The sequence below is a fragment of the Thermus sp. H19.2 genome (assembly GCF_054979525.1).
Genome location: NZ_JBUFDB010000002.1, coordinates 131,886 through 156,181, shown reverse-complemented (window position 1 = coordinate 156,181; position 24,296 = coordinate 131,886). Strand labels below are relative to the sequence as shown.

General features: G+C 68.0%; 25 protein-coding genes, 1 pseudogene and 1 CRISPR repeat array. Of the genes and pseudogenes, 12 read left to right on the top strand and 14 right to left on the bottom strand.

What is annotated here, in order from left to right:
* Positions 1-9 precede the first annotated feature (9 nt).
* Genes ACY5J6_RS13040 through ACY5J6_RS13030 form a run of 3 tightly spaced genes read right to left on the bottom strand, consistent with a single transcriptional unit; the run spans position 10 to position 1,782 of the window.
* Positions 10-630 carry a hypothetical protein gene (locus tag ACY5J6_RS13040; protein ID WP_462846568.1) on the bottom strand — a complete coding sequence of 207 codons (621 nt, stop codon included), beginning with the start codon at positions 628-630 and terminating at the stop codon, positions 10-12.
* Entirely contained in the window at positions 627-1,220 is a 594-nt protein-coding gene (locus ACY5J6_RS13035) for a PD-(D/E)XK nuclease family protein (protein WP_462846567.1), read from the bottom strand. Before ACY5J6_RS13035 ends, ACY5J6_RS13040 begins: the two co-directional genes overlap by 4 nt.
* 7 nt (positions 1,221-1,227) lie before the next feature.
* On the bottom strand, positions 1,228-1,782 hold the full coding sequence (locus tag ACY5J6_RS13030) for a DUF4143 domain-containing protein (protein ID WP_462846566.1): 555 nt from the start codon (positions 1,780-1,782) through the stop codon (positions 1,228-1,230).
* A 127-nt stretch (positions 1,783-1,909) separates the two neighbouring features.
* Between ACY5J6_RS13030 and ACY5J6_RS13025 the strand changes: the two genes are divergently transcribed.
* The 12 genes from ACY5J6_RS13025 to ACY5J6_RS12970 all read left to right on the top strand — a co-directional run bounded on the left by ACY5J6_RS13025 (position 1,910) and on the right by ACY5J6_RS12970 (position 15,596).
* A complete protein-coding gene (locus tag ACY5J6_RS13025) occupies positions 1,910-2,245 on the top strand; it encodes a hypothetical protein (protein WP_462846565.1) in 336 nt (111 codons plus the stop codon).
* Positions 2,246-2,434: 189 nt separating this feature from the next.
* On the top strand, positions 2,435-2,695 hold the full coding sequence (locus ACY5J6_RS13020) for a BrnT family toxin (protein WP_462846564.1): 261 nt from the start codon (positions 2,435-2,437) through the stop codon (positions 2,693-2,695).
* A 484-nt stretch (positions 2,696-3,179) separates the two neighbouring features.
* A complete protein-coding gene (locus ACY5J6_RS13015; RefSeq protein WP_462846563.1) occupies positions 3,180-3,422 on the top strand; it encodes an AbrB/MazE/SpoVT family DNA-binding domain-containing protein in 243 nt (80 codons plus the stop codon).
* Positions 3,403-3,858 (top strand): PIN domain-containing protein, encoded by a 456-nt coding sequence (locus tag ACY5J6_RS13010; RefSeq protein WP_462846562.1) that lies wholly within the window; start codon positions 3,403-3,405, stop codon positions 3,856-3,858. Before ACY5J6_RS13015 ends, ACY5J6_RS13010 begins: the two co-directional genes overlap by 20 nt.
* Before the next feature lie 251 nt (positions 3,859-4,109).
* Positions 4,110-4,337 carry a ribbon-helix-helix protein, CopG family gene (locus tag ACY5J6_RS13005; protein WP_462846561.1) on the top strand — a complete coding sequence of 76 codons (228 nt, stop codon included), beginning with the start codon at positions 4,110-4,112 and terminating at the stop codon, positions 4,335-4,337.
* Entirely contained in the window at positions 4,324-4,713 is a 390-nt protein-coding gene (locus ACY5J6_RS13000; RefSeq protein WP_462846560.1) for a type II toxin-antitoxin system VapC family toxin, read from the top strand. The genes ACY5J6_RS13005 and ACY5J6_RS13000 overlap by 14 nt, the downstream gene beginning before the upstream one ends.
* Before the next feature lie 172 nt (positions 4,714-4,885).
* Positions 4,886-7,924, top strand: coding sequence for a choice-of-anchor U domain-containing protein (locus tag ACY5J6_RS12995; RefSeq protein WP_462846559.1), 3,039 nt, complete (start codon positions 4,886-4,888; stop codon positions 7,922-7,924).
* 172 nt (positions 7,925-8,096) lie between these two features.
* Positions 8,097-10,895 (top strand): choice-of-anchor U domain-containing protein, encoded by a 2,799-nt coding sequence (locus ACY5J6_RS12990; protein ID WP_462846558.1) that lies wholly within the window; start codon positions 8,097-8,099, stop codon positions 10,893-10,895.
* Between the two features lie 552 nt (positions 10,896-11,447).
* A complete protein-coding gene (locus ACY5J6_RS12985) occupies positions 11,448-11,663 on the top strand; it encodes a ribbon-helix-helix protein, CopG family (RefSeq protein ID WP_462845484.1) in 216 nt (71 codons plus the stop codon).
* Positions 11,660-12,073 (top strand): type II toxin-antitoxin system VapC family toxin, encoded by a 414-nt coding sequence (locus ACY5J6_RS12980; protein ID WP_462845485.1) that lies wholly within the window; start codon positions 11,660-11,662, stop codon positions 12,071-12,073. Before ACY5J6_RS12985 ends, ACY5J6_RS12980 begins: the two co-directional genes overlap by 4 nt.
* A gap of 413 nt (positions 12,074-12,486) precedes the next feature.
* Positions 12,487-12,612 (top strand): hypothetical protein, encoded by a 126-nt coding sequence (locus ACY5J6_RS12975; RefSeq protein ID WP_462846557.1) that lies wholly within the window; start codon positions 12,487-12,489, stop codon positions 12,610-12,612.
* A gap of 68 nt (positions 12,613-12,680) precedes the next feature.
* Entirely contained in the window at positions 12,681-15,596 is a 2,916-nt protein-coding gene (locus ACY5J6_RS12970) for a hypothetical protein (protein ID WP_462846556.1), read from the top strand.
* Between the two features lie 505 nt (positions 15,597-16,101).
* Here ACY5J6_RS12970 and ACY5J6_RS12965 read toward each other — a convergent pair.
* The 11 genes and pseudogenes from ACY5J6_RS12965 to casA all read right to left on the bottom strand — a co-directional run bounded on the left by ACY5J6_RS12965 (position 16,102) and on the right by casA (position 24,286).
* Positions 16,102-17,218, bottom strand: a pseudogene (locus ACY5J6_RS12965) (ISAs1 family transposase).
* A 259-nt stretch (positions 17,219-17,477) separates the two neighbouring features.
* Positions 17,478-17,657, bottom strand: a complete 180-nt coding sequence (locus ACY5J6_RS12960) for a PIN domain-containing protein (RefSeq protein WP_462846555.1) — start codon at positions 17,655-17,657, stop codon at positions 17,478-17,480.
* Positions 17,641-17,850, bottom strand: a complete 210-nt coding sequence (locus ACY5J6_RS12955; RefSeq protein ID WP_462846554.1) for a hypothetical protein — start codon at positions 17,848-17,850, stop codon at positions 17,641-17,643. The genes ACY5J6_RS12960 and ACY5J6_RS12955 overlap by 17 nt, the downstream gene beginning before the upstream one ends.
* Positions 17,851-17,859: 9 nt before the next feature.
* Positions 17,860-18,048: a hypothetical protein gene (locus tag ACY5J6_RS12950; RefSeq protein ID WP_462846777.1), complete on the bottom strand. Its 189-nt coding sequence runs from the start codon at positions 18,046-18,048 to the stop codon at positions 17,860-17,862.
* Between the two features lie 37 nt (positions 18,049-18,085).
* Positions 18,086-18,420: direct repeats of the CRISPR family, unit length 29 nt; unit sequence CGGTCCATCCCCACGTGCGTGGGGACTAC.
* Between the two features lie 60 nt (positions 18,421-18,480).
* A complete protein-coding gene (gene cas2e / locus ACY5J6_RS12945; protein WP_462846553.1) occupies positions 18,481-18,858 on the bottom strand; it encodes a type I-E CRISPR-associated endoribonuclease Cas2e in 378 nt (125 codons plus the stop codon).
* Positions 18,818-19,789 (bottom strand): type I-E CRISPR-associated endonuclease Cas1e, encoded by a 972-nt coding sequence (gene cas1e, locus ACY5J6_RS12940; RefSeq protein ID WP_462846552.1) that lies wholly within the window; start codon positions 19,787-19,789, stop codon positions 18,818-18,820. The genes cas2e and cas1e overlap by 41 nt, the downstream gene beginning before the upstream one ends.
* A 9-nt stretch (positions 19,790-19,798) precedes the next feature.
* A complete protein-coding gene (cas6e, locus tag ACY5J6_RS12935) occupies positions 19,799-20,434 on the bottom strand; it encodes a type I-E CRISPR-associated protein Cas6/Cse3/CasE (RefSeq protein WP_462846551.1) in 636 nt (211 codons plus the stop codon).
* Positions 20,424-21,167: a type I-E CRISPR-associated protein Cas5/CasD gene (gene cas5e / locus ACY5J6_RS12930; RefSeq protein WP_462846550.1), complete on the bottom strand. Its 744-nt coding sequence runs from the start codon at positions 21,165-21,167 to the stop codon at positions 20,424-20,426. Before cas5e ends, cas6e begins: the two co-directional genes overlap by 11 nt.
* A 1-nt stretch (position 21,168) precedes the next feature.
* Positions 21,169-22,308 (bottom strand): type I-E CRISPR-associated protein Cas7/Cse4/CasC, encoded by a 1,140-nt coding sequence (gene cas7e, locus ACY5J6_RS12925; protein ID WP_462846549.1) that lies wholly within the window; start codon positions 22,306-22,308, stop codon positions 21,169-21,171.
* The gene (gene casB, locus ACY5J6_RS12920) at positions 22,305-22,802 is read right to left on the bottom strand and encodes a type I-E CRISPR-associated protein Cse2/CasB (protein WP_462846548.1); all 498 of its coding nucleotides are present in this window, start codon (positions 22,800-22,802) and stop codon (positions 22,305-22,307) included. Before casB ends, cas7e begins: the two co-directional genes overlap by 4 nt.
* On the bottom strand, positions 22,799-24,286 hold the full coding sequence (casA, locus tag ACY5J6_RS12915) for a type I-E CRISPR-associated protein Cse1/CasA (RefSeq protein WP_462846547.1): 1,488 nt from the start codon (positions 24,284-24,286) through the stop codon (positions 22,799-22,801). Before casA ends, casB begins: the two co-directional genes overlap by 4 nt.
* Positions 24,287-24,296: the final 10 nt, after the last annotated feature.

Sequence of the window (24,296 nt, the reverse complement as noted above, 5' to 3'; positions counted from 1 at the left end):
CGGGGCCCTCTAGACGGCCCGGGCGGGACACCCGTGGCGGAGGGGGCAGCCCCCGCACCCCCGGCCGGCCATCGGGGCGCCTTGGCGTAGGGCTTCCACCGCCCGCCGGAGGCCTTCCCCCGTCCGCAGGTAAGCGGGGCTCCCCACGGGGGCGAGGGCGTGGGGAAGGGCGCGGTGAGGCGCGACCAGGAGGAGGCGGGGGCGGAGGCCGTTCCTCTGGGCGAAGCCCTGGAGGCCAAACCCCAGGGCCTCGAGGGCGTCCCTCCTGGGGTTCGCTGTTCTCGCCCACTTGAGCCCCACCGCCTCGCCCCGGCCCAGGAGGAGCCCGTCCAGCTGGGCCCGAACCACGGCCTGGGGGAAGTGGAGCTCCAGCCGGGCCTTAAAGCGCAGGCGGTAGTCCCCGGGGAACCGGGCGAGGACCGCCTTTAGGGCCTGGGACCGGAGGGAGTCCCCCTTGCCCCGGGAGGGGGTCCGGGAGCGGGGCGCCTTCCTGGCCCGGCGGGCCTCCTCCAGGACCCGGGCGGGGCACGCCCCCCGGAAGACCTCGAGGACTTGAGAGAGGGCGAAGAAGTGGACCGCGAGGGAGGGGCCCCGGGGGGCGCCGAGGCCCAAGGGGTCAAGGGGGCTCACGCCCCACCCCCCAGGTGGGCCAGGCCCTCCGGGCAACTCCCCTCCCGGGCCAGGGGGCAGCCCTTGCACCCCAGGCCCACCTTGGGCCTCGCGGCGAGGAGGGCCTCCAGGGCTTCCCGGGCCCGGGCCAACAGGAGCTCGGGGTCGGGGGCCTTCAGGTAAAGGGGGAAGCCCAGGTCCGGGCGCCAGAGGACGGCGAAGGTTTTCCGCTTAAGGCCCACCCGGCCCTCCAACCGGGCCCAGGCCGCCCAGGCCAGGAGGGCCTGGAAGAGGTGCTCCAGCCGAAGCTCCCCGGTCTTCACCTCCACCACCGCCGCCTTTCCCCCGTCCGCCACCACCAGGTCCAGCTCGGCGGTGAGGAAGAGGGGGCGTTCCAGGAAGGCCACGTTCACCCGGGCCCTGGCCCAGTAGCCCCGCTCGCGGTAGAGGGCGAGGAGGCGGTCCACCTCCCGGTGGTGGGCCTCCCCGCGGTCCTCGCCGGGGCCCGGGCCCTTCGCCCTTTCCGCCTTGCGCGACAGGCCCTGAAGAAGCCGCCTCGGGCAGCGGCCCGCCAAGACCTGGGCCACGTGGATGAGGGTGGGGTTCGGCATCACCCTTTCACCTCCGCTTCCCCAGGCCGGAGGCCGGTCTCTTGGGCGTGGCGGAATTTAGACCGCCATGCGGTTGATTTTCAACCGAAGCCCGGATGGGAATGGGCCGTGTTTCCCCGGCACCTGGCCACGCCCATCCGGAGGGCCCTCGAGGACCGCCCCGTGGCCCTCCTCCTGAGGGGAGGTTCTTGGCGAAGGGCACAGTCTCCCGCCCCAGGTAGGGGACCACGCCCCGGTGGAACCGGGGGCCCAGGGCCTGCGCCAGAGACTTTAGGCCCCGCAGGTCCTCCGGGCGGAGGCTCCCCCGGGCCTTGACCTCCACCCCCACGACCCTCCCCCCCGGTCCCTCCAGCACCAGGTCCACCTCCTCCCCGGAGTGGCTGCGGTAGTAAAAGACCTCCACGCCCTCCCCCTCGAGGCCCTCTGGCGGCTCTGAGAGGGGTAGGAAAATGGCAGACCTCTGCCAGAACCGTCCTGCACGGCGCTCAATCCCCCTGCATCTAGCCCCCCTTCCTGTCACGGCTGGCAGACCTCTGCCAAGTACGTCCAGGACGAGGCCCATGTGGCCTAGCGATGGCTTTCACAAGACCAACGAGGCACCGGAAGGCCCATTGAGGTGGAGTTGGGGGCAGCGTTTATATGGCCTAGTCCTTATTGGCAGAACTCTGCCACCCCACTACACTGGAGCTATGCCACGTGGTAGTCACCTGCAGCGGATCCCCCGGGAGGAGCGCGCCCGGCGGCTGGGCCAGGAGCCCCTGGGGCCAGGGGAGGCCAGCGAACCGGTACAGGTGCGGGCTCCCGAGGGGGTTCTCAAGCGGTTTAAGGAACTGACCGCCAGGGAGCGGGGCCAGGTGGTGGCCCTAGGCCTCATCGTTTACGAACACTATGAAGGGGGGATAGAACCGGAAGAGCTTGAGGACTTCCTTAAGAAACTTGAGGGCTTCCTTGAGTACATGGAGCCCATCATAGAACGCACTCCGAACCCCGTTTGGTGGATCATCGAACGGCTTTGGGGCCGCTGAGGGCCTGCCCGGGCTTCTTCCACGCAGGGGCGGTCACGGGGAAGGGGACCGGGGCCTCACCCGGGCGATGACCTCGAGGCGGGGTGGGTTCCCCCCCACACGCCAAAGAGCTCCACCTGGTGGGTCCCGGTGGCCACGCTCCCCTCCCGTGTATGCCATGGTATACACCCGAAGGAGTAAGCCGCCCCCGTGGAGGTTGACTGGGACGAGGCCAACACCGAGCACATCGCCCGGCAGGTGCGTCCCGAGGAAGCCCTCACCGACCCCCTCCGCCTGGTCCTCAAGAACCGCTCCCAGCGGGGGGAGGAGCGCTGGGCGGCCCTGGGAGCCACGGAAAGGGGCCGGGCCCTCTTCCTGGTCTTTACCTGCAGGCGGGGCAGGGTGCGGGTCATCACCGCCCGGGACGCCTCCCCGGGGGAGAAAAGGCGGTACCGGAAAAGGGGGAAGTAGATGAGGGAAAAGCGCAAGGTGCAAAGCCTGGAGGAGATCCCCGAGTTTGGGAGCGAGGCGGAAGAGGCCCACTTCTGGGCGGAGCACGAGCTGGGCGAGCCCCTCCTGGAGGCCATGGCCCCGCCCCCGGAAGGCCTCCTGCCCCCAGGACGTGGGCCATCTTCCTGCGCCTGGACGAGGACCTCCTGCGGCGGCTCCAGGCCATGGCGAGGAGGAAGGGCAAGGGCTACCAGACCCTCCTCAAGGAGTTCGTGCTGGAGAGGCTCTACGAGGAGGAGAAGCGGGAAGGGGTCCTTTAGGGCCAAGGGCCTCCTCCAGGATCCTCAGGGCCTAGGCCCGGATGCCGCGCCTGCCCGGGGCCGCCATCGCCACCACCTAGTGGCTCCCTCATCCCTTCAGGCCGGTGAGGATGCCACACAACCAGGGCCTTTCCTTCTTGATAAGTGGGAAACAAAGAAACCCAACTTTTTGGTATACTGAAACCGTGGAGCTGGCCAAGCTCAGCCGAAAGGGCCAACTCTCCATCCCCAAGCGCCTCCTCAAGGCCTTGGGCGTGGAGGGGGAGGCCTACTTCCTGGTGGAACTCGCTCCCGAAGGGGGCCTTCTCCTGCGCCCCGCCGGGGTCTACCCCTTAGAGGTCTACACCGAAGAGCGCCTCCAGGAACTCCTGGCCGAGGACACCCTCACCGAGGAGGAGCGCGCCCGCCTTGCCGCCCTCCCCCGTTAGGCTCCACCGCCTCTTCCTGGACGCCAACGTCCTCTTCGCCGCTTGCTGGCAAGAGGGGCGGGCGCGAGCCCTTTTGGAGCTGGCGCCCAGGGCCAAGGTCCTCCTCCTCACTTCCCCCCACGCCCTGGAGGAGGCCCGGCGCAACCTGGAGGCCAAGCGGCCCGAGGCCCTGGACTGCCTCCAGCGGATACGGGAGCGGGTGCAGACGGTCCCCGAGGCCCCGATGGCGTTGGTGCGGAAAGCGCTGGCGGAAGGCCTACCCCTTAAGGATGCCCCCATCCTGGCGGCTGCCTGGAGCGCCGGCGCCGAGGCCCTGGTGACCGGGGACCGCCGCCACTTTGGGCCCCTCAAGGGGAGGAGGGTAAGGGGGCTCTGGGTGGTTTCGCTGGCGGAGGCCCTGGCGGGGGTGATGGACCTCTTGGAGGGCAAGGGTTAGGCTCATAGAGGATTGAAACGCCCCGGGAGTGAAGGCCAGCACCTGGCCCGATAGAGGCTCACCTTTACTGGACCAAGAGGCGCACCCCGTGGCCGGGGGCGTGGCCTCCCACCGCTCCATTCCCTTCAAGGTCCTGGGGAGGCTCAAGGGCCCTCCCGAAACAGCGGCTTCGGGGAAGCTCCTGAAGTGGACGGGGATGCGGTGGGGCTCGACCTGGTTCCTCCGCACGCCTCGTGTTATGCTCTTTCTGTATGCGCATAACCGTTCACATCCCCGAGGACCTGGCCCGCCTCCTCCGCCAGGCGGCGGAGAACGAGGGGAAGTCCATGAGCGCCCTCACCGCCGAGGCCCTGGAGGCCTACCTCAAGGAGCGCCGACGCAAGGCCTTGGGCCTGAGGGTCTTGGAGCGGGCCGGGAAGAGCCGCGTGGCCGGCGAGGCCCACCGCTTCCTGGAGGAGGGGCGGCGTGACCGCCCTTGACACCGGCTTCTTCCTCCGCCTCCTGGAGGGGCACGAGGAGGCCGGGGCCCTGTGGCGGGCCCTGGCGGAAGGGGAGAGGGAGGGGGTGGTGTCGGGCCTCTCTCTGGTGGAACTCCTGCGTCTGGGCCTGAAGGGCGTCCTGGACAAGGAGGACGTGGAGCTTCTCCTCCAAACCATCCCCGCCGTCTGCCGGGTGGTCTGGCCGGACTGGACCCTGGGGGAGCGGGCGGCCCGCCTTTCCCATGGCCTCTACCTGCCCCTGGTGGACGCCTTGGTGCTGGCCACGGCCCTGGAGGCGGGGGCGAAGGAGCTTTGGACCACGGACGCCGACCTGGCCCGGTACGAGGGGAAGCTCCGAGTGGTCCTGCTCAAGTAGCGGTCTTACTGGGCCACCACCACCTCCACCACCCGGCCCGCCACGGGGGAGCCCCTCCGCGCACCCTTAACCCGGACCCGGCCCCCTTGGGGGCACCCCGTTAAGATTTTTGTAAGCCCCCCTGAGGAGGATGGGAGTAGGGACCCCAGGGGTCCCGGAAAGGAGGCGGCGCATGAGCGGCAAGCGGCTTTGGCTTTTGGCAGGCCTCGCTCTCCTCCTCGCGGCCTGCGGCGGGGGGGCGCCCCCCCAGGACCTCGCCCTCGCCGGGGTGACCCCGGACAGCCCCGCTGTGGTCCCGGGAGGGAGCCTTTCCCTCACCCTCACCCTCGCCTCGCAGAACGGCTTCCAGGGGCAGGTGTCCTTGAGCGTCACGGAGAACGGCCAGCCCCCCTCCTGGCTCAGCCTCTCCCCCACCAGCGCCACCCTCAACGTGCCCAAGGGAGGGCAGGCCCAGGTGGGCCTCCAGGTCCAGGTGGCGGGGAACGCCCCCACCGGGGCCCACGCCCTGAAGCTCAAGGTCAGCTACGGGGACAAGGCGGCGGAGCGGGACCTCACCCTGACCGTGGCCCCACCCCCCAGCTTCACCCTGGCCCTGGGCGCCACGAGCCTCGCCCTGGAGCAGGGGGGAAGCAGCGCCACCCCCCTCACCGTGACCCCCCAGAACGGCTTCACGGGGACGGTCTCCCTCGCCCTGGCGGCGGGGCAGGACCAAGTGCCTCAAGGGCTCAGCCTCTCGCCGGGTAGCGTCCAGGTCTCCGGGGCGAACCCCGTGACCCAGACCCTCACCCTCTCCGCCCTCTCCTCCACCCCCACGGGCACCTACCGGCTCAAGGTGCGGGGGACCTCGGGGAACCTCACCAAGGACGTGGACCTCACCGTGACCGTGAGCGCCCCCTCGGGCGGCGGAGGTGGGGGCTCCACCTCGGGCACAGTGACCACCCCTGGGGGCCCGGTGGGGGTGGCCCTCCAGGGGGGCACCTTCGCCCAAGGCCCCACCGCCCAGAGCGTGACCCCGCCCCAGGGCTTCCAGGCCCCCTACGGGGGCATCGCCTTCACCGCCCAGGTGGCCCAGGGAGGTACCCTCACCGTGACCCTCACCTTCCCCCAGGCCATCCCCCAGGGAGCGGTGCTAAAGAAGTACCAGGGCAACGCCTGGCAGGACATCCCCGGGGCCCAGCTCTCGGGGAGCACCGCCACCTACCAGGTGCAAGACGGCGGGGCCCTGGACGCCGACGGGCAGGCCAACGGCCAGGTGGTGGACCCGGTGGCCCTGCTCACCCCGGCGCCCACCTTCACCCTCTCCGACCCGAGCCCCAACCCCCTCTCGGTCTCCCAGGGGAGCACGGCCGCCTTCCAGGTGACCCTGGCCTCCCAGAACGGCTTCCAGGGGCAGGTCACCCTGAGCCTGGCCGACGGGGAGGACCCCCTGCCCCAGGGCCTGGCCATCACCGCCACCGACCCCTCTCCCATCAGCCTCCAGGCCGGGGGGAGCGTGACCGTGACCGCCACCGTGAGCGCCGGGCAGGGGGTGGCCCCGGACACCTACCGCCTCAAGGTGCGGGCGGAAGGGGGGAACGTGGTCCAGGAGAAGCCCCTCAGCGTGACGGTCCAACCTCCCGTGGAGGTCAATCCCTCCCTATTACAAGTGCAGGTGAGCAACTCCGGTTACTACGGCACCCTTTCTGGTTCCGTTACGTTCCAGCTCTTCGTCCGCCCCTCCTCAAATCTGAGCAACACCGTGAGCCTGGAGCTTAGGGGGGCGAACGGAGAGTCCGTTGGCGGGCTTGGGCTGAATCCGCGTTCCGTCGACGTAGACCCCCAGCGCGAGAACCGCTACAGCATTACCCTCTCCGTAACCAGCGGTGGCTCCGGCGAAGATGTCGCCAAGTTCTGGGTTCCGGGGGATAACGCCCTGCACCTGCGGCTTAGCGCGGGCCAGATCGTTCAGGAGGTGCCCATCACCCTCAGGGTGGTGGCCTCTCCTCCGGGGCTCGTCTGGTCCGGGCGGTTCTTGTCGGGGACGATCGTGGTTCCTGATCCTATCGCCGGCGATTCCCAGGGCAATGTGTTCGGGATCATCCGGAGAAACGATGGTTGCTTTTACATTCTGGGTCTCGCCCCCGACGGGAGCCTCCTCACCCCTTCGCCTTACCGCTTGCAGGGGATTCAATGCTTCCGCAACACTGCCCAGGACATCGCCGTGGATGACCAGGGAAACATCTACGTTCTCATTGAGACTTACGAGGGTGCTGTAGGAGTGGACGGGCGCTATGTTCTCACCCTCCGAAAGGTTTCTCCGGCGGGCGCAACCCTCTGGGAGGTGCGGTTTGACCCGGCAGATTCTGCGGCAAACCACAGAAGGTCCCGGGTCACGGTTGGGCCAGGGGGAAGGGTTTACCTGTCCTACAACTTGAGCAACAGCCCTCAGGGAATTCCACCCTACGGCGTAGTGGAGGCCCTAGACGCCGCCACGGGTGCTCTTATCTGGCGCCGGGAGTTTGCCGCTACCCGCACCACCCCGCCCGACTCACAAGGAAACACGACTACTTACAGGGTGGAAACCGACGCCCAGAACGGACTGGTGGTTGGGCCTGACGGCTCCATCTATGTGGCGGGGGAGGCCTTCGGCAGTCTCTTTGACTCGCTCTACGGTCCCTCGCATCCCGGAGACCCGGTTTCGGGCTCGGGCTGGGTGGCCAAACTGAGCCCCACGGACGGGAGCGTTGTCTGGGGGAAGCAGTTCATCGGGCAGCTGCCGCCCCCCTACACCGGAGCCGCTTACCCGGTGGACATCGCCCTCACCCCGGACGGCTCCCAGCTCTACTTGGTCGGGGGCACCACCATGAACTTCCCGCCCTACACCAACCAAGGCCAGGGGGACGGTCTTTTGATGGTATACGACGCCCAGAACGGAACCCTGCTGGACTACAAGCTCTACGGAGGACCGTCTGCTGATGGCCTAGGCGGTCTCGGCTTCACCCCCGATGGTAGATACGTCTACCTCGTCTACACCTCCCGCTTCCCCACCGTCATGAAGGTTGCCACGGACACTTTGGACCTTCAGAACCCGGTCTGGACTTACCCAGCCGGGGAGGCCCAATGGGGAGTGTGGAGGGTGCCCTTTGTGGTGCGGGGTGCAACGGGTGAGTTTGTCTACGCGCCTTTCCACCTCAACTCCTCACTAACGGGCCTTCACAGAATCCTCCCCTAAGGGGTAAAGCTTCTACCCCCGGGCTGGGCCTCCTACGGGAGAAACTGGTCCGGGGGTTGAAGTTGGCCTTTCAGAAAGCCTCCCTTAGCTCAAAAAGGGCATCTAGTCTAGGGGTCCACATCCCAGGGCACCGGCCTGCCCGTTAAGGTTTTTGTAAGCCCCCCTGAGGAGGATGGAGGTAGGGACCCCAGGGGTCCCGGAAAGGAGGCGGCGCATGAGCGGCAAGCGGCTTTGGCTTTTGGCAGGCCTCGCTCTCCTCCTCGCGGCCTGCGGCGGGGGGGCACCCCCCCAGGACCTCGCCCTCGCCGGGGTGACCCCGGACAGCCCCGCTGTGGCCCAGGGAGGGAGCCTTTCCCTCACCCTCACCCTCGCCTCGCAGAACGGCTTCCAGGGGCAGGTGTCCTTGAGCGTCACGGAGAACGGCCAGCCCCCCTCCTGGCTCAGCCTCTCCCCCACCAGCGCCACCCTCAACGTGCCCAAGGGAGGGCAGGCCCAGGTGGGCCTCCAGGTCCAGGTGGCGGGGAACGCCCCCACCGGGGCCCACGCCCTGAAGCTCAAGGTCAGCTACGGGGACAAGGCGGCGGAGCGGGACCTCACCCTGACCGTGGCCCCACCCCCCAGCTTCACCCTGGCCCTGGGCGCCACGAGCCTCGCCCTGGAGCAGGGGGGAAGCAGCGCCACCCCCCTCACCGTGACCCCCCAGAACGGCTTCACGGGGACGGTCTCCCTCGCCCTGGCGGCGGGGCAGGACCAAGTGCCTCAAGGGCTCAGCCTCTCGCCGGGTAGCGTCCAGGTCTCCGGGGCGAACCCCGTGACCCAGACCCTCACCCTCTCCGCCCTCTCCTCCACCCCCACGGGCACCTACCGGCTCAAGGTGCGGGGGACCTCGGGGAACCTCACCAAGGACGTGGACCTCACCGTGACCGTGAGCGCCCCCTCGGGCGGCGGAGGTGGGGGCTCCACCTCGGGCACAGTGACCACCCCTGGGGGCCCGGTGGGGGTGGCCCTCCAGGGGGGCACCTTCGCCCAAGGCCCCACCGCCCAGAGCGTGACCCCGCCCCAGGGCTTCCAGGCCCCCTACGGGGGCATCGCCTTCACCGCCCAGGTGGCCCAGGGAGGTACCCTCACCGTGACCCTCACCTTCCCCCAGGCCATCCCCCAGGGAGCGGTGCTAAAGAAGTACCAGGGCAACGCCTGGCAGGACATCCCCGGGGCCCAGCTCTCGGGGAGCACCGCCACCTACCAGGTGCAAGACGGCGGGGCCCTGGACGCCGACGGGCAGGCCAACGGCCAGGTGGTGGACCCGGTGGCCCTGCTCACCCCGGCGCCCACCTTCACCCTCTCCGACCCGAGCCCCAACCCCCTCTCGGTCTCCCAGGGGAGCACGGCCGCCTTCCAGGTGACCCTGGCCTCCCAGAACGGCTTCCAGGGGCAGGTCACCCTGAGCCTGGCCGACGGGGAGGACCCCCTGCCCCAGGGCCTGGCCATCACCGCCACCGACCCCTCTCCCATCAGCCTCCAGGCCGGGGGGAGCGTGACCGTGACCGCCACCGTGAGCGCCGGGCAGGGGGTGGCCCCGGACACCTACCGCCTCAAGGTGCGGGCGGAAGGGGGGAACGTGGTCCAGGAGAAGCCCCTCAGCGTCCAGGTGGTCCAGCCCCCGAGCTTTGACCTCAGCCCCGTGAGCCCGAGCGCCGTCACCACCGCCCGCAACCCCTCGCTGCGGTCCTACAACACCGTGAGCTTCACCCTCACCCCCCAGAACGGCTTCCGGGGGCAGGTGAACCTCTCCCTGGTGGACGAAGGGGGCAACCCGGTGCTGGGGCTGAGCCTATACCCGGCCAGCGTGAACGTGACGGGGACCCAGAACTTCACCGTCTACGTCCTGGCGGACAACAACATCCCCCTCTCCGGCGCGGGCAAGGGGTACGCGGTGCGGCTCAGGGCGAGCTCGGGGAGCATCGTGCGGGAGCAGCCCCTCACCGTGGACGTGTGGACCGGGGTCGGGGTGGCCGACCTCAACTTCCAGCGGGTGGCCTACGGCAACGGGATCTTCGTGGTGGCCGGGGCGAACGGCTACACCAGCTATTCCCGCGTTTATGTCTACAACCCGCAGGACGGCAGCTTCACCCGAACTTTTGAGGACAATACCCTTTGTGGCTGGCCCAGGGACGTAGCTTACGACCCCGTCCACCAAACTTGGGTAGTGGTGGGGTACCTTTCGGGCCTGGTCATGGTCTCCGCCGACAACGCCCAGACCTGGCAAGTCATCTACGGGGCCAGGGATCCCAACTTCCCCTCCTGCTCCGCTCAGTATGGCGACGGCATGCCCCTCGAGAGGGTGCGCTACGTCAACGACCGCCTCTGGGCCTGGGGCAACGCCTGGAACTTTAGGTACCTCTACTTCTCCCAGGACGGAGGCCTCACCTGGAACTCCGTTCCCCTTCCCGTCCCGCAAGGGTACACAGAGTTCCGGATCAAGGGCCTCACCTTCGGCCAGGGCAAGTACGTGGCCGTGGGAGTGCTGTTTGACAGCAGCTCTCGCGCCTACGGGATGGTGGCCATTTCCAGCGATGGCAACACCTGGAACGTGACCCCCGTCAGCACCCCCCAAACCCCCTGGGGCGCGGGCACCCCTGAGGATGTCCTCTACGTCCCCGACTGGGACAAGTTCGTGACGGTGGGCACCCTTGGCCTCTTGGGCACCTCCTCCGACGGGGTGAACTGGAGCTTCCAGAACTTCTACAATCCCTACGACTACAACCAAGACGTGGGCCTCCTCGCGGGCCTGGCCTACGGCAACGGGGCGGTGGTGGCGGGAAGCTGGAGCGGCCCTAAGGTGCTCGTCTCTACCGATGGGCAGAACTGGCGCATCGTGCCGACCAGCTGCGGAGCTAGCGCCATGTCCGTGGCCTTCGGCAGCGGCATCTTCGCCCATACCTCGGCGGGGGCGCTCTGCACGTCCCCTTGAACCCACGGCCATGAAGCGGGGGCGGGGAGTACCGCCCCCGCTTTTTGCCAGGAAGAAAAAGGCCCTAGATGGGGGAAGAGTGCCTCAGAGTCTATATGGGGGCACTCAAGTGCCCATTAAACTATCTACATGCCTGCCCCCCTTCATATCCACCTGACCCCAGAGGGTCAGCGAAGCTAACTTGCGGAGGCCCAGCTCCGGGAGCTGGAGACCAACCCCGTGGTCCCCTTCAAGGTCCACCGCCGGGCCCAGGTCATCCGCCTGGCTGCCCAGGGGTGGGCGGCCCCCCGGCTTCTGGAGGTTTTGGAGGGGCGCTTCTTCGTCACCTTCCACCCGGGGACAGCGCGGCGGAAGCCTCTGGAGATGGGCTACCGGTGGGTCAGCGAAGTTACCTTGAAGCGGCAACACCACCCCGGGCACAGAAAGGCGCGACCCTGTCTATCCCACCGCGCGCGTTCCCCCCGCCGTCCTCCGATTTGGGCCGCAAGGGGGTGGCCTAGCCCTCACCGCCCCCCTCTCCCCCTTGGGCAGGGTAGTATGATGATGTATGACATGCGGGTGACCCTCTACCTTCCCGACCATCTGGCCCAGGAAATAGAGGCCTACCGCAAGGCCCGCCCCGGCCTAAGCCTCTCCGCCCTGGTGCGGGAGCTCTTGGAGCGCGAGCTCCTCAAGCGCCCAGAGGCCCTTCTGGAAGTGGCGGGGCTGGTAGGGAAGGCCGAGCGCTCCGCCCGGGAGCACGACGCCCTCATCCGAAAGGAGCGGTGATCCCCCCAAGGCTGGTCCTGGACGCGGGGCCCCTCATCACCCTCCTCCACCGCTCCGACCCCGACCACGAGGAAGCGGTGAGGGGCTTCCGCCGCCTCGCCAAAGGGGGTACGCGTCTCTTCGTGCCCATGCCCATCCTCTTTGAGGTGTTCAAGTGGCTCCTCTACGAGGCGGGGCCGCAGGTGGCGCGGAAAGGTTTGGCGAAGGTGGTGGAGGGTGCGGTGGTGGTTCCCTTCGCCCTGGAAGACCTGGAGGAGGCCAGGCTCCTCCTCACCCACCTTCCCGGCTGGGAAGGCACCCTGGAGGACGCCAGCGTGGCCCTCCTCGCCCTGCGGCTTGGGGTGCCCGTCTGGACCCTGAACTACCGGGACCTGGGCGCTTTCCCGGCCCTTCGCTTCTGGACCCCTTGATGTGGGCAGACCCCCGGCAGCGGATTCGGGGGAAGGACACGGGTCCAGGGCTTAGCCCAACGAGCCGTTTACGGCCCTCCGGGTTGAGGCGGGAAGCACCCCTACGCCCTAGGGGGAAAGTCTTGCCCCGGGCTCACGGCCCGTCCACGGGCTTCCCAGTGCCGAGGGTTTTCCAGAAAAGAGAGAAGGCACCCCCCTTGGCCGGGAGGGAATTCCTTCGCGAAATATTACTTTCGCGCACTACAGGTGGGGTTCGAGGCCCTTCTTTTTCGGGGGTCGGCCGGAGTTCGTCCCGGGCCTCGCCTTGGACCTCGGGCTGGAGGACCGCGAGGTCCCTTTCGCCGTGAGGTTGGGGGGCGGTACTGGGGGTCCTCCTGGAGGTCCCCCTCCCGGCGGAGGAGGTAGGGCTCCGGGTGGCAGTCTACCGGAGGCTCCTCCTGGAAGGCCTCCTCGCCCTCGTTGCGGAGGCCAGGGCCAGGCAGGAGGGAAGGGAGGTGTGCCTCGAGGTGGGACTCTTGGTCCCAGGACCTGCCCGTTAAGATTTTTGTAAGCCCCCCTGAGGAGGATGGAGGCAAGGACCCCAGGGGTCCCGGAAAGGAGGCAGCGCATGAGCGGCAAGCGGCTTTGGCTTTTGGCGGGCCTCGCCCTCCTCCTCGCGGCCTGCGGCGGGGGGGCGCCCCCCCAGGACCTCACCCTCTCCGGGGTGACCCCGGACAGCCCCGCCGTGGCCCAGGGAGGGAGCCTTTCCCTCACCCTCACCCTCGCCTCGCAGAACGGCTTCCAGGGGCAGGTGTCCTTGAGCGTCACGGAGAACGGCCAGCCCCCCTCCTGGCTCAGCCTCTCCCCCACCAGCGCCACCCTCAACGTGCCCAAGGGAGGGCAGGCCCAGGTGGGCCTCCAGGTCCAGGTGGCGGGGAACGCCCCCACCGGGGCCCACGCCCTGAAGCTCAAGGTCAGCTACGGGGACAAGGCGGCGGAGCGGGACCTCACCCTGACCGTGGCCCCACCCCCCAGCTTCACCCTGGCCCTGGGCGCCACGAGCCTCGCCCTGGAGCAGGGGGGAAGCAGCGCCACCCCCCTCACCGTGACCCCCCAGAACGGCTTCACGGGGACGGTCTCCCTCGCCCTGGCGGCGGGGCAGGACCAAGTGCCTCAAGGGCTCAGCCTCTCGCCGGGTAGCGTCCAGGTCTCCGGGGCGAACCCCGTGACCCAGACCCTCACCCTCTCCGCCCTCTCCTCCACCCCCACGGGCACCTACCGGCTCAAGGTGCGGGGGACCTCGGGGAGCCTCACCAAGGACGTGGACCTCACCGTGACCGTGAGCGCCCCCTCGGGCGGCGGGGGCGGCGGGGGTGGGCCCACCCCGAGCTACGACCTGGCCCTGAACCCCACTACCCTCACGCTTCAGCAGGGGTCTAGCGGCCAGGTGAGCGTGAGCCTCACCCGGCAGAACTTCACGGGGGGCGTGACCCTCTCCCTGGAGGGAAACGCTCCTCTCGCCACGAGCCCCGCTCCGGACAAGATCGCCTGGAGCTTCAACCCCAACCCCGCCACGGGGAACAGCGCCACCCTTACCCTGCAGGTGGGGCAGAACGTGCCCGCCGGGAACTACGCCCTCACCGTGCGCGGGCAGGCTCAGGGGCTGCAGGACCGCACCGCCTCCCTCACCCTCACCGTCCAAGCGGCCCCGGTCCAGGGCTCGGGACCCTCCCTCACCTGGACCCCCGTCTTCCCCGCCTACGAGGTGGCCTACGGGAACGGGGTTTTCGTGGCCGTAGGCGAGGCGGTGCTCGTTTCTTCCGACGGGCAGAGCTGGGAGGCGGTGCGGCTGCCCCAGCAACCCGGTTGCCGGCTGTCGCAGCTAAGCTTTGTCAACGGGCGCTTTGTGGCCGTTGATGAGGGAGGTGGTCCGTTTGGGTGTGTGTTCAACAACCAGGTATGGGAGTCCACGGACGGGCGTACCTGGACCCCGCACCCCTTCAGCGCCACACCTTCTTCACCTAAGCCGTCTTTCCTCACCCGCATCGTCTACAAGGACGGAAGCTACTACGCCATGGGGTGGGTACAAGGCTATATCCTTAACCAAGGCTACACCCGCGCTGGGTGGCTCTACGCCTCCCAGGACCTTACCTACTGGACCAAGGTGGGGGAAACCGGCTCCTTGAGCGACCCCTCCTCCCAGTTCGTCCCCTACGACCTGGCCTTGGGCGGGGACTACTTCGTGGCGGTGGGGCAGAATCTTGGTAACCAGGTCGGAGTCGCCCTAGCTTCCCAAGACGGCCAGACCTGGAGCCAGGTGGCCGCAGAGGGCTCCGAGCTACAAAGGGTCGCTTACGGGAACGGGCAGTTCGTGGCCATAGGGTTCCGGTACGGTGGGGGCGGAGCGGCCACCGCCTCGCCTCCCAACAACCCCACGGGGTCCTGGACTTCCCTGACGCCGCCCGACATACCTTCATACCGATACCTTGGGCTTGGCTTTGACGGCACCCGGTTCCTCGCCGCTACCGAGGGAAAGATCTGGGCCTACGATGGCACCACGGCCAACCCCAACTACGCCTCCCTCCCTCGCTACATCCGCAATGCCAGCGGCATCGCCTTCGCTGGAGGCACGTACGTCTTCATGGGGGGAGATGGGTTCGCCGTCTCCCTCAACCTGACCGACTGGACCACGGGCTTCGACACCAACTACCCTGGCCCCGTGGCCTACGGGAACGGAAAGTTCGTGCTGGCCGTGGTGGATTACCCGAGCACGGTCTTCGCCACCGCGGCCGAGGGGCCCTTCCCGGCCTGGCGGGTGAGTGACCCCACGCCCAGGGCCGGCGTCGACCGCCTCGCCTTCCTGAACGGGGGGTTCATCGGGGTGGGCCAGTACGGTCGGGTCTACCTCTCGTCCGACGGAAGCTCCTGGAGCCAGGTGAGCACCCCCACGAGCCAGAGCCTTGAAGGCGTGGCCTACGGGAACGGGACCTACGTGGCGGTGGGGCTGAACGGGGCCATCGTCTACTCCCAGTCCCCCGACGCCACGAGCTGGAACCTGGCCTCGGGCACCAACGGGGAAGACTTCGAAGGCGTGGCCTACGGGAACGGCAAGTTCGTGGCGGTGGGGGGCAACGCGGTCTACACCTCCCCCGACGGCGCAAACTGGACCCTTCAGAGCGGGCCCCAGGACTACCTCCGGGACGTGGCCTTTGGGAACGGCAAGTTCGTGGCGGTGAGCAGTAGTGAGATCTATTACTCCACGGACGGAGCGTCCTGGCAGTCGCTAACCCCACCTCCCTCGCCCTTGCTGCCGAATGGCACAGTTGAGCTTGACCGCATCGTCTGGACGGGAAGCTTCCTCATGGCGGTGGGGAGGGTGACCAACTTCACCAGCGATTACGCCTACATCATCACCTCCACCGACGGCCAGAGCTGGACGGTCCAGGACACGCCCTTCCAAGCGCACCCCCATGACGTGGCCGTGGGGAACCAGTATGCGCTGGTGGTTTACCGCTACGGAGCCCTAGTCGGGCGGTTGCCTTAAGGAGGCGTTAAGGGAGAAGGGGAGGCGGGATCTGCCTCCCCTTCTCCCTTCGTCCTGGGCTTGGCGTGCCCCCTATCCGGTTTTTTCTTTCTTCCCAAGGGAGCCCCTATCCCTCGCCTGCGCGGCCCTGGGGATAGCCCGTTTGTCCCGGTTTGCGAGCTTCGGGGCAATAAGGCCTCCGGCCCGAAGCCCTTCTCCCCGCCCCTTCGGGGAGCGCCTGGCGCTTTGGCCCCGGGAGGGCGGGTGCCCGCGCCCTCCCCGAGACACCAAATGCCGGCCCGTAGTCCCTCTACCCGGGCCAAAAGCCTTCCCCCCAGCGACGGTAGCGCAGGAGGGACGTCTGGATAGCGGCTCGGTATCTGGACGGCGAGAGGAATCGCATTAGAGGGGCGAGAAGGAAAACCCAGGCGGCCCGAAGGCCGCCTAGGTTCTTCCCCCCTCAAGGGGCGGTGTAGCCTCCCTCTCCAGAGCGCAAGTAGATCCCCGGGGTGGCCAGACTTGACCGCTATACCGCATAGAGCCCCAGGAACCTGAGGGCGGAGAGGGGATGGAAGGAGAAGGCCTCCATGGCCGCCTTCTTCTCCCTGACCCCTCGGCGGTGGAAGAGGGAGACCAGAAAGGCCCGGAGGACCGCCAAGACCCGCGCCCCCACCCCCCGCACCTGGCAGGCGTCTTCACGGAAGAGAACGTCCCGCACCCAAAAGGACCGGTTCTCCACCTCCCACCGGGAAAGGAGAAGCTCCCCAAGCCGCCTCGCCTCCGCCACCTCCGGCCCCAGGCTGGTGAGGGCGTAGCTCACCGCGCGCCGCACCTCCCCCGTCCCCTTGTGCACCACCTCCCGCTCCAGCCGCACCACCTGCCGGCACGCGGGAAAGGCGCGTATCTCTTCCGGCAAGTGGGGGGAGGCCCAGACCCGGTAGGTCCACACCTCCCCGTCCCGCGCCAGATTCCACACCGCCTCGGTCTCCCCGGGAAGCCGCCTCTCCTCCATCCCCTTGAACACCTCCAGAGCCCACTCCAGCAGTTCCCCCTGGTTGGCCTTCAAAAGGAAAAGGTAGGCCCCCCTTTTTGCACCACCTTCCCCGCCACCTCCGGGTACAGGTACCCCGCGTCCCCCACCACCACCTTCCCCTTGAGCCCCTCCGCCCCAAGGCGGTCCAGGAGCTCCAAGAGGGCTTGATCCTCCCTCCCCTCCGCCTGGGCCTGGGCCAGGGTGGTCCGCAGACCCAGGGCCAGGACCTCCACCAGCCTGACCTGGGGGCTTTTCCCCTTGCCGCTTCCCCGAAGGTGCTTCCCGTCCACCACCAGGACCTCCCCCAGCTCCACTTCGGGAAAGACCTTGAGCAGGGCTTCCTGGAGCTTATGGGGGTCCAGGCGGTGCAGGAGAAGGGTGAGGATGGTGTGGCCCGGGGGCTTGCGCAGGCCGAGGTGGGGCAAGAGGTGAGGGTTGGCGCGGGCGAAGCGTTCCACGCCCCTCAGGGAGTCCACGCGGAACTGCTTTCCCGTCAGGGAAACACCTTGTGGAAAGCCACCAGGATGAGGGCCAGGAGGCCCCACAGGGGGTACCGCCGGTTGCGGGCCCGGGGGTCGGGGATCTGGGACAGGGCTTCGCGTAGGGTCATGCCTCTTCTTTACCCCAGGGGCCGTATATAGGTCAAGTCTGCTTTCTCCCCTCGTCCCTTGACCGCCCACGGAAAGCGGTGCATCCCCACGTGCGTGGGGACTACTGCGGCAACCTCGGTAGCCTCCTGGGCCACCACTGGTCCATCCCCACGTGCGTGGGGACTACAACAATCCTCGTCTTCCCTACTTTCTGGAGAGAAAGAAGGTGGTTCTTGTCCCCGGTAACGAGAAAATCTGCCCCGCCAGCCAAGGCGATGCCTAGGATGATGTTGTGCCCGGAAACTTTTCCCTGAGGACCCGCTTCAGCTCGGCAAGTTGCTCCGTGGCGCTCAGGATGTCAAAGCGATCGTGTTTAAGGCCGTACTGAAGGAGGCGGTAGGCTTTCCCCTTCTTAAGAAGGGAAGCCACAAGCACGTTGGTGTCAAGAACGACCTTCAAGCCTTCGGAAGATCTCCTCTTCGCTCATCTTGGCACGGCCACTCACCTTTGCGAGAAAGGCGGCAAGCTTTTTCTTGGCCCTCTTGCGCCTGACCTCTTCCTCCATGAGGCGCATCAACCTCTTTTCCCAACCCGGGCCGTAGGCCTTTTTGAAGCGCTCTAGGGCTCTTTCCATCTCCTCGGGTAGGGCCATGCTTTCATCTTACCCGTAGTAGGCCCGCCACAGCTCCCACCCCGCCCAAGCGGCCAGGGCGAAGGCCACCACGGCCTGGGCCGTCTCGCACTTGGGGCACCCCTGGCCCTCCCGCAGGTTTTTAAGCCGCCCCAGGCCGAGGTACAGCCCGCCGGCGAGGACCGCTATGGGGAAAGCGTTGCTCTTGACGAACTCCATCATTCCTCCTTTCCTAGCTCCCTGAGGCGGAGGGCCAGCGGTCCATCCCCACGTGCGTGGGGACTACTTAGTCCGCTTGGCCCATAGGCGAGCTATAGACGGTCCATCCCCACGTGCGTGGGGACTACGCCCCCCAAGTGGGGGGCCGCATGGCTTAAGGTCGGTCCATCCCCACGTGCGTGGGGACTACGTAGAGCTTGACGTTGCCAGACGGCAGCACGTCGGTCCATCCCCACGTGCGTGGGGACTACGCGCCCTCTCTAAGCCCTAAAAGCCGCGTGATCGGTCCATCCCCACGTGCGTGGGGACTACTCCTGGAGCGGGCCCAGGCCCGGGCCCTCGCCGGTCCATCCCCACGTGCGTGGGGACTACACTTGACCAGGACGGCAAAAACACCCGCTTACCCCCGTTTATGTGTCTATTCGGGAGCAGTTACGGGTTTTGGTTTTCAAGATCCTCTTCGGAACCGTTGGCGAGGCGCTTCTGGTGCCTCTCAACTTGCCTAGCCAGTTTCTCTGCCTTCCGCACCGCCTCGGCGTTCCGAACGCTCACCAGCACTATACCATCAAAGTCCCGCAGGAAGCGATCCGGGTAGCCGTGAAGCCTAAGGGCAAAGCCCTGCTCGTTGTTCGTCCGGTAGGCCAGGGCCACCCTGCCGCCCTCGGCCTTCTCCACGGCCCGCTCCCAAAGGAGCTCCCGCACCGCGGCGCTGATCCGGCCCACGAAGACCCCGGTGTCCACCTCTACCAGGAAACGGGTGAGGTCCCCCCTAAGGCTCCTCGGAACCTTCTCCAGGATCATCACCACCATAGGCCACCCCGCCCTCCACCTCCCCCTCGAGGTCCCAAAGCCCCCCGGGGCGGGTGGGGTCTTCTTCCACCGGGTCCTCGCCTTCGGGGAGGCCAAGGCCCCGGAAGAGGCCCAAGAGGTCCTCGGCCATGCGTTCCAGGAGCCTCCCCTCATGGATAGCCTCCCGCAGGGCCCGGCGCACCCTCCGCTCCACGGCCTCCTCCGACTCGGCCACGGTGCGGAAGGCGGCGGGCACCAGGTAGTCCGCCTTGTAGAGGTCGGCGATGTCGTAGACGAAGGAGAGGAGCTTCCCCGTGTGGATGAATCCCAAGGCGGGGCTAAAGCCCAGGGAGACGATGGCGGCGTGGGCCAGGCCGTAGAGGTAGCTGGCCCCAGCGGAGAGGGCCCGGTTCACGGGGTCCGCCGCCCGCCAGTTTCCCCGGTCGTAGCTCCGGCCGTACCAGGGCACGCCCGTCTCCCGGCTCCAGCGGGCGTAGGTCTCCCGCACCCGCACCCCCTCGAGGCCCCGCACCTGCTCCAGGGTGAGCCCCTCGGGCAGGGGCTCGGGAAAGCGCATGCGGTAAAGCCGCATCACCACCTGTAGGTGCAGGACCGGGTCGGCCCAGGCCCGGGCCTGGCGGTAGAGCCGGGCGGCGCTTCGGGTGTCGCCCAGGCCCTGGGCGTAGAAGCGGGCCATCCCCTCCCCCACCCAGGCCACGGTGCACCCGTTCTCGGCGAGGAGGCGGACGGCGGCGTGGGTGATGCGGGTGCCGGGGCCCAGGAAGAGGACCCCAAGCCCCGCCACCGGGGCCAGGGTGAGGCCTTCCTGGTCGTAGATGCCGATGCCCCCCGCCTCCCGTTCCACCACGGCGTGCTCCACGTAGAGGTAGGAGAGGCCGTCCCGGAGCTTGGGAAGCTCCTTGAGGTTCCTGGCGCTGGGCACGGGGGGCACGCCGCCTCCTCAGGGGGCCACGGAAAGGAGGCCGAGGCCTAAGGCCTTCCCCGGGCCCACGCCCCGCTCCAGGGTGGCGAGGGCCCTCTCGGGGTCCACCACCTCGAGGCGCCCCTCAAAGAGCACCGCTTGCACCTGGACAAGCCTTCCTGCCTCTTCCCCACCCTTCTTCCGCCGGACCTCCAGGAAGGTGTCCTGGAGGATCCGCACCCAGGGGCCGCTCTCTCCCTCTAGGAGGCGGAAGCCCCCTTCCTCCAGCCGCCTTTCCAGCCAGGCGATCTTCTCCGCCCAGGTCTTCAAGGCCACCCGCTTCCCCGTGGCGGCGAGGCGCTTGGCGGGGTTCGCCCGGAGGCGGAAGCGGAGGCGTTGCCCGGGCCTCAGGGCGGGGTGGAAGGGCTTGGGCGGGAAGACCTGGGCGTATCCCTCGTCCAGCACGCTCCAGTCGGGCTCGGTGAGGGTCTGCACCAGGACCACGGGGGGCTCCAGGCCCCGGGTGGGCTCGAGGCGCCAGAGAAGCCGCTCCCGCCCTTCCTTAAGGGCCTGGGACACCGCCTTGGAGAGGGTGCGGTGCATCTCGTAGGGATTCGCCAGGTCCCGGCGGGCGGCCCGGGAAGCGGGGTTTAGCAGGAGCTTGCTAACCCACATGGGCTACCTCCCACTTAGGGGGGCCTTCCGGCACCGCTTCTTTGGGAAGCACCTCCTCCCGCACGTAGCGGGCGGCGAAGCGGCGCTCGCTGAAGGTCCCCGCGGGCTGGTCGTAGACCAGGCGGCCCTCCTCGGCCTCCAGCGCCAGGAGGAGGTCTTCCGGAGGGCGCTTGCCCAAAAGGTAGGGGTAGCCTCTGAGAGCCTCCTCCAAGGTGACCTCCACGAGGCCGTCAGGCAGGTAGGGCGGGGGGCTTGGCACGTAGCTCTTGCGGCCCAGGTAGAGGGGGAAGCGGGGGTTCTTCAGGGCCCGGTGGAGGGCCTCCAGGAGGGTCCTTTCCCCCTCGAGGCCCACCAAGAAGGCCGCGTCGGAGAGGAAATACCGCTTACTAGTCACGGTCGCATTGCGTTCGTCTACCCGTATGGGAGTTTTTGTAAAACGGCTTAGCCATTCCCTCTCTTTCGGGATGCTAACGGCAACGTACCCCTCCGTCCGGTAAACAAACTGAGCCGTCTGGTAGTCCACCTTGAGCACCCCTTTCCGGTCCACCCGCACCCCCATGCGGAGGGCGGCCAGGTCGGAGACGTCCTCCTTGCGGTCCCGGCCCAAGGCGGCGGCCAGGAGGCCCACCACCCCGCTCTTGGTGGGGTAGGGCCAGGTGTCCCGGTGGTCAAAGCGGCTCCGCGTGCCCCAGGACTGGAGGGGGCCTTGGAGCCTGAGGAGAAGAGTGGACACGCTACACCTCCAGGAGCGCCCTCACGGCCTCCGCCACCTTCTCCTTGAGGGCCTTCAGGTCCTCTAGCCTAGGAACCCCGTCCCCTTCCGCTTCCGTGAGGTCCAAGGCGCCCTTCCACTCCGGCTCCAGGGGCCCATATACCCGGTCAAACTTCGCCCATTCCTTGAGGAGGGCCTCGGCGGAGAGGCGGGAAAGGGGCTGGTCCTCCTTAGGCCGCACGGGCCGCTCAAAGGCCGTGGCCAGGTTCCGGGGCATCCCCTCCCCGGCCCGGAAGGCCACGAAGAGGGGCGGGTTGTGGGCGGCGAAGCTGTTCTGCTTGCCCGAGGGCAGGGTGAGGGCGAAGGCCTCGAGGAAGGCCAGGGCCCCCTTGAGGGCGAGCTCCTTGTCCCCCTGGAGGTTTTCCACGAGCTTGTCCAGGTCCACCACGGCGTAGCGGTAGAGGGTGGCGGAGTAGAACTCCACGTCCCCCATCATCCCGGCCCCCGTGTCTTCTTTGGGGTTGAGGTCGTCCACGGCGGTGTAGAAGTCAAACTCCCGGTCCACCTTGTGGGTGCTTAGGGCGTGGGCCACCTGGGCCGCGGCGTCCACCCCGAGCTCGGGCCGGTCGGCGAGCATTCTTCCGAAGAGGGCCAGGTCCACGGCCTTGCCGCCGTCCAGAAGCTTTGTTAGCTCGTCACGCAGCTTTTCCTGAGCATTTTTACTGAGCTTGCCTGACAAGTGAGAGGAGTTTTTGACAATGAAGTCAACAAGAGCCTTTATTTCCTGATGCGCAACAAAAAGGAGGTACGTCGTCTCTTGTGGTTTTTCCTTCTTGAAGAAGGCACCTTCTCCTTTCTTGAGGAGTTGCAACGCATTTAGGCTTATTTGTTCAGCATCTTCCTTCCGGAGCCCCTGCTTCATGAGCTCGGGAACCAACCGCTCGTTCACCAGCTTTTGCGTGCGGACAGCCAGCTCAGCATCCCAGAACTCCCCGAAAAGTTTCTCCCTAAAGGCCACCCGCACCGCCCGCTTCTGGGCCTGGCTGGAGATCCTGGCCCGCCTAAAGCCCCCGAAGAGGGCGTCCTTGGGGCTTCCCGTGTCGTCCCGGTTCAGGTTGCTCGGGGCCACCGTCTGCAGGATGTGCACTTCCAGAAGCTTCACGCCTCCACCTCCTTCTTTTCCTCTTCCGAAACCTCGGCGCCGTAGTACTCCCTCGCCCAGCGGGCCTGGACGTGCTTTTCGGGAGAAAACCAGCGCAATAGGTCGTCCAGAAGCCGGGCGAAGTCCAGCCCCCCTTCCACCAGGGCCACCGCCTGGCGCAGGCGGAAGGCGATCTGGTCGCGGTCCGCCTCCAAAAGGGCCAAGAAGCGCTTCTCCACGCTGGCCGAGCCCTGGGCCTTCTCCCGAAGGGCCAGGGCCAGGGTCCGCCCCTCCTGGTGGTCCCCGTCCTTCAGGGCGTAGAGGGCCGCCACCAGGTAGTGGGCCTCCCGCTTCCAGCCCTCTCCCTCCACGAAGGGCTCCACGTAGGGCATGGCCTTGGGGTAGGCCCCGGGGGGAAAGGCCAGGCTCCGCCTGAGGGCGGCCCGGGCCGCGGTCCAGGCCTTCTGGCCTTGAAGGCGCTTAAGCCAGTCCAGAAACCCCTCTCCTTGGCTCACGTCCGCACCTCCTTACCAAGCTCCCCAAGCAGGCGCCCAACCTGCCTCTCCCCCTCCGCCAGGGCCTTCAGGTGCCTCGCTCCCGTGCCCAGGAAGAGGCGGGTGGACTCCCACGCCCCCCGGGCCGCCCTTTTGAGCTCTTCCCGCCACTGCTCCAGGGAATCCCCCTCCCCTACCCGGGCAAGAAAGCCGGGAAAAGCCCCGTCCAGGGCGTGCCAGTAGAGGCGCTCCAGGGGGAGGGAGCGGGCGAAGTTTCCAAGCTCCTCGCGGTCCCGCTCCCCAAGCACCGCCCGGGCCACCTTAAAGGCGAGGCCCCGCAGGCCCTGCCCCAGCTCCTCGGCAGCCTTCAGGGCCTTCTCCAGGTTTTCCTCTCCCTTCGGGGAAAGGAGTCCGGGAGGCAAGGGGTAGACCTCCCGGCGCAGGTCCAGGACCTTGGCCTGGTCCGAGACCTGGCCCAGCACGCGCAAGGTGATCCGCCCCTCCAAGCCCTCGTCCTCCAGCTCTCCCTGGAGGTTGTCCGCGTGCTCCACGGTGGCGGCCACCTTGCCGCCCTGCCTTGGGAGCATGGCGGAGAAGTCGCGCCAGAAGCTCCGCTCCTCGGAAAGGCGGAGGACGAGGAGGTTGCCTTTGGCGTCCAGGCGCATGGCCACCATGGGGTCGCGGTAGGGCGCCTCCAGGGGCTCCACCCCGGGGCCGTACCCCATGAAGCGCACGCCGTCCCCCTCGTCCAGAAGGCGCACCCCCCGGGCAAGCCAGGTGTAGACCCGGGTCCGGCCCGAGAGGGGCCACGAGGTCTTGCCGCCCTCGAGGTGGGCGAGCTTCAAAGGCGACACCTCCCAGATGGGGGCGTCCTCCTCCGGGGTATAAGGCACGAGGTTGAGGAGAAGGGTTTCCAGAAGGTTCCGCCCCGTAGGCAGAAAGAGGGCGGGCCGGGCCACAGGGGCGTCCTTGGCCGAGCCCACCCCAAAGCGGCGGAGGAGCCCCCCTAGGGCGAAGGTCTGGTGCACGAGGAGGGCCCGGGCGGCCTGGGCGTGGGTGGCCTTGGGGAGGTTCTCTTCGGTGGTGTGGTCAAAGAGGGTGGGGTTGTTGCCGCTCGCGAGCTCGGGGAGGAGCTTGCTCCAGGGGAGAGGGTTCTCCTCCGGAAGGTCGGCCACCTGGAGGAAGGGGGCCTCGGGGTGGAAGAGGAAGAAGCGGTCCCGGTAGCGGTTGAGATAGTCCTCTATGGGCTTTTGGGGAAAGCGCCCGGCCCGCCACCAGTCCAGGACGTCCTCCAGGCGGCGGGGGCCCCTGAGGGCCCGGTGGAGCGCCGCCAGGAGGAGGCGGTGGAGGGCGGCCTCCTCCTGGGGGGAAGGGGTTTCTATGCGGCTGAACGCGTGGGCCCGCAAGAGGGCCTCCCCGATCCCCACCTCCACCACCCGCCCGTCCCATAGGACAGGGATCCAGGGCTCCTCCACTAGGTTGAACTTCGCTTCCAAGCTTCCCACCTCCTTACCC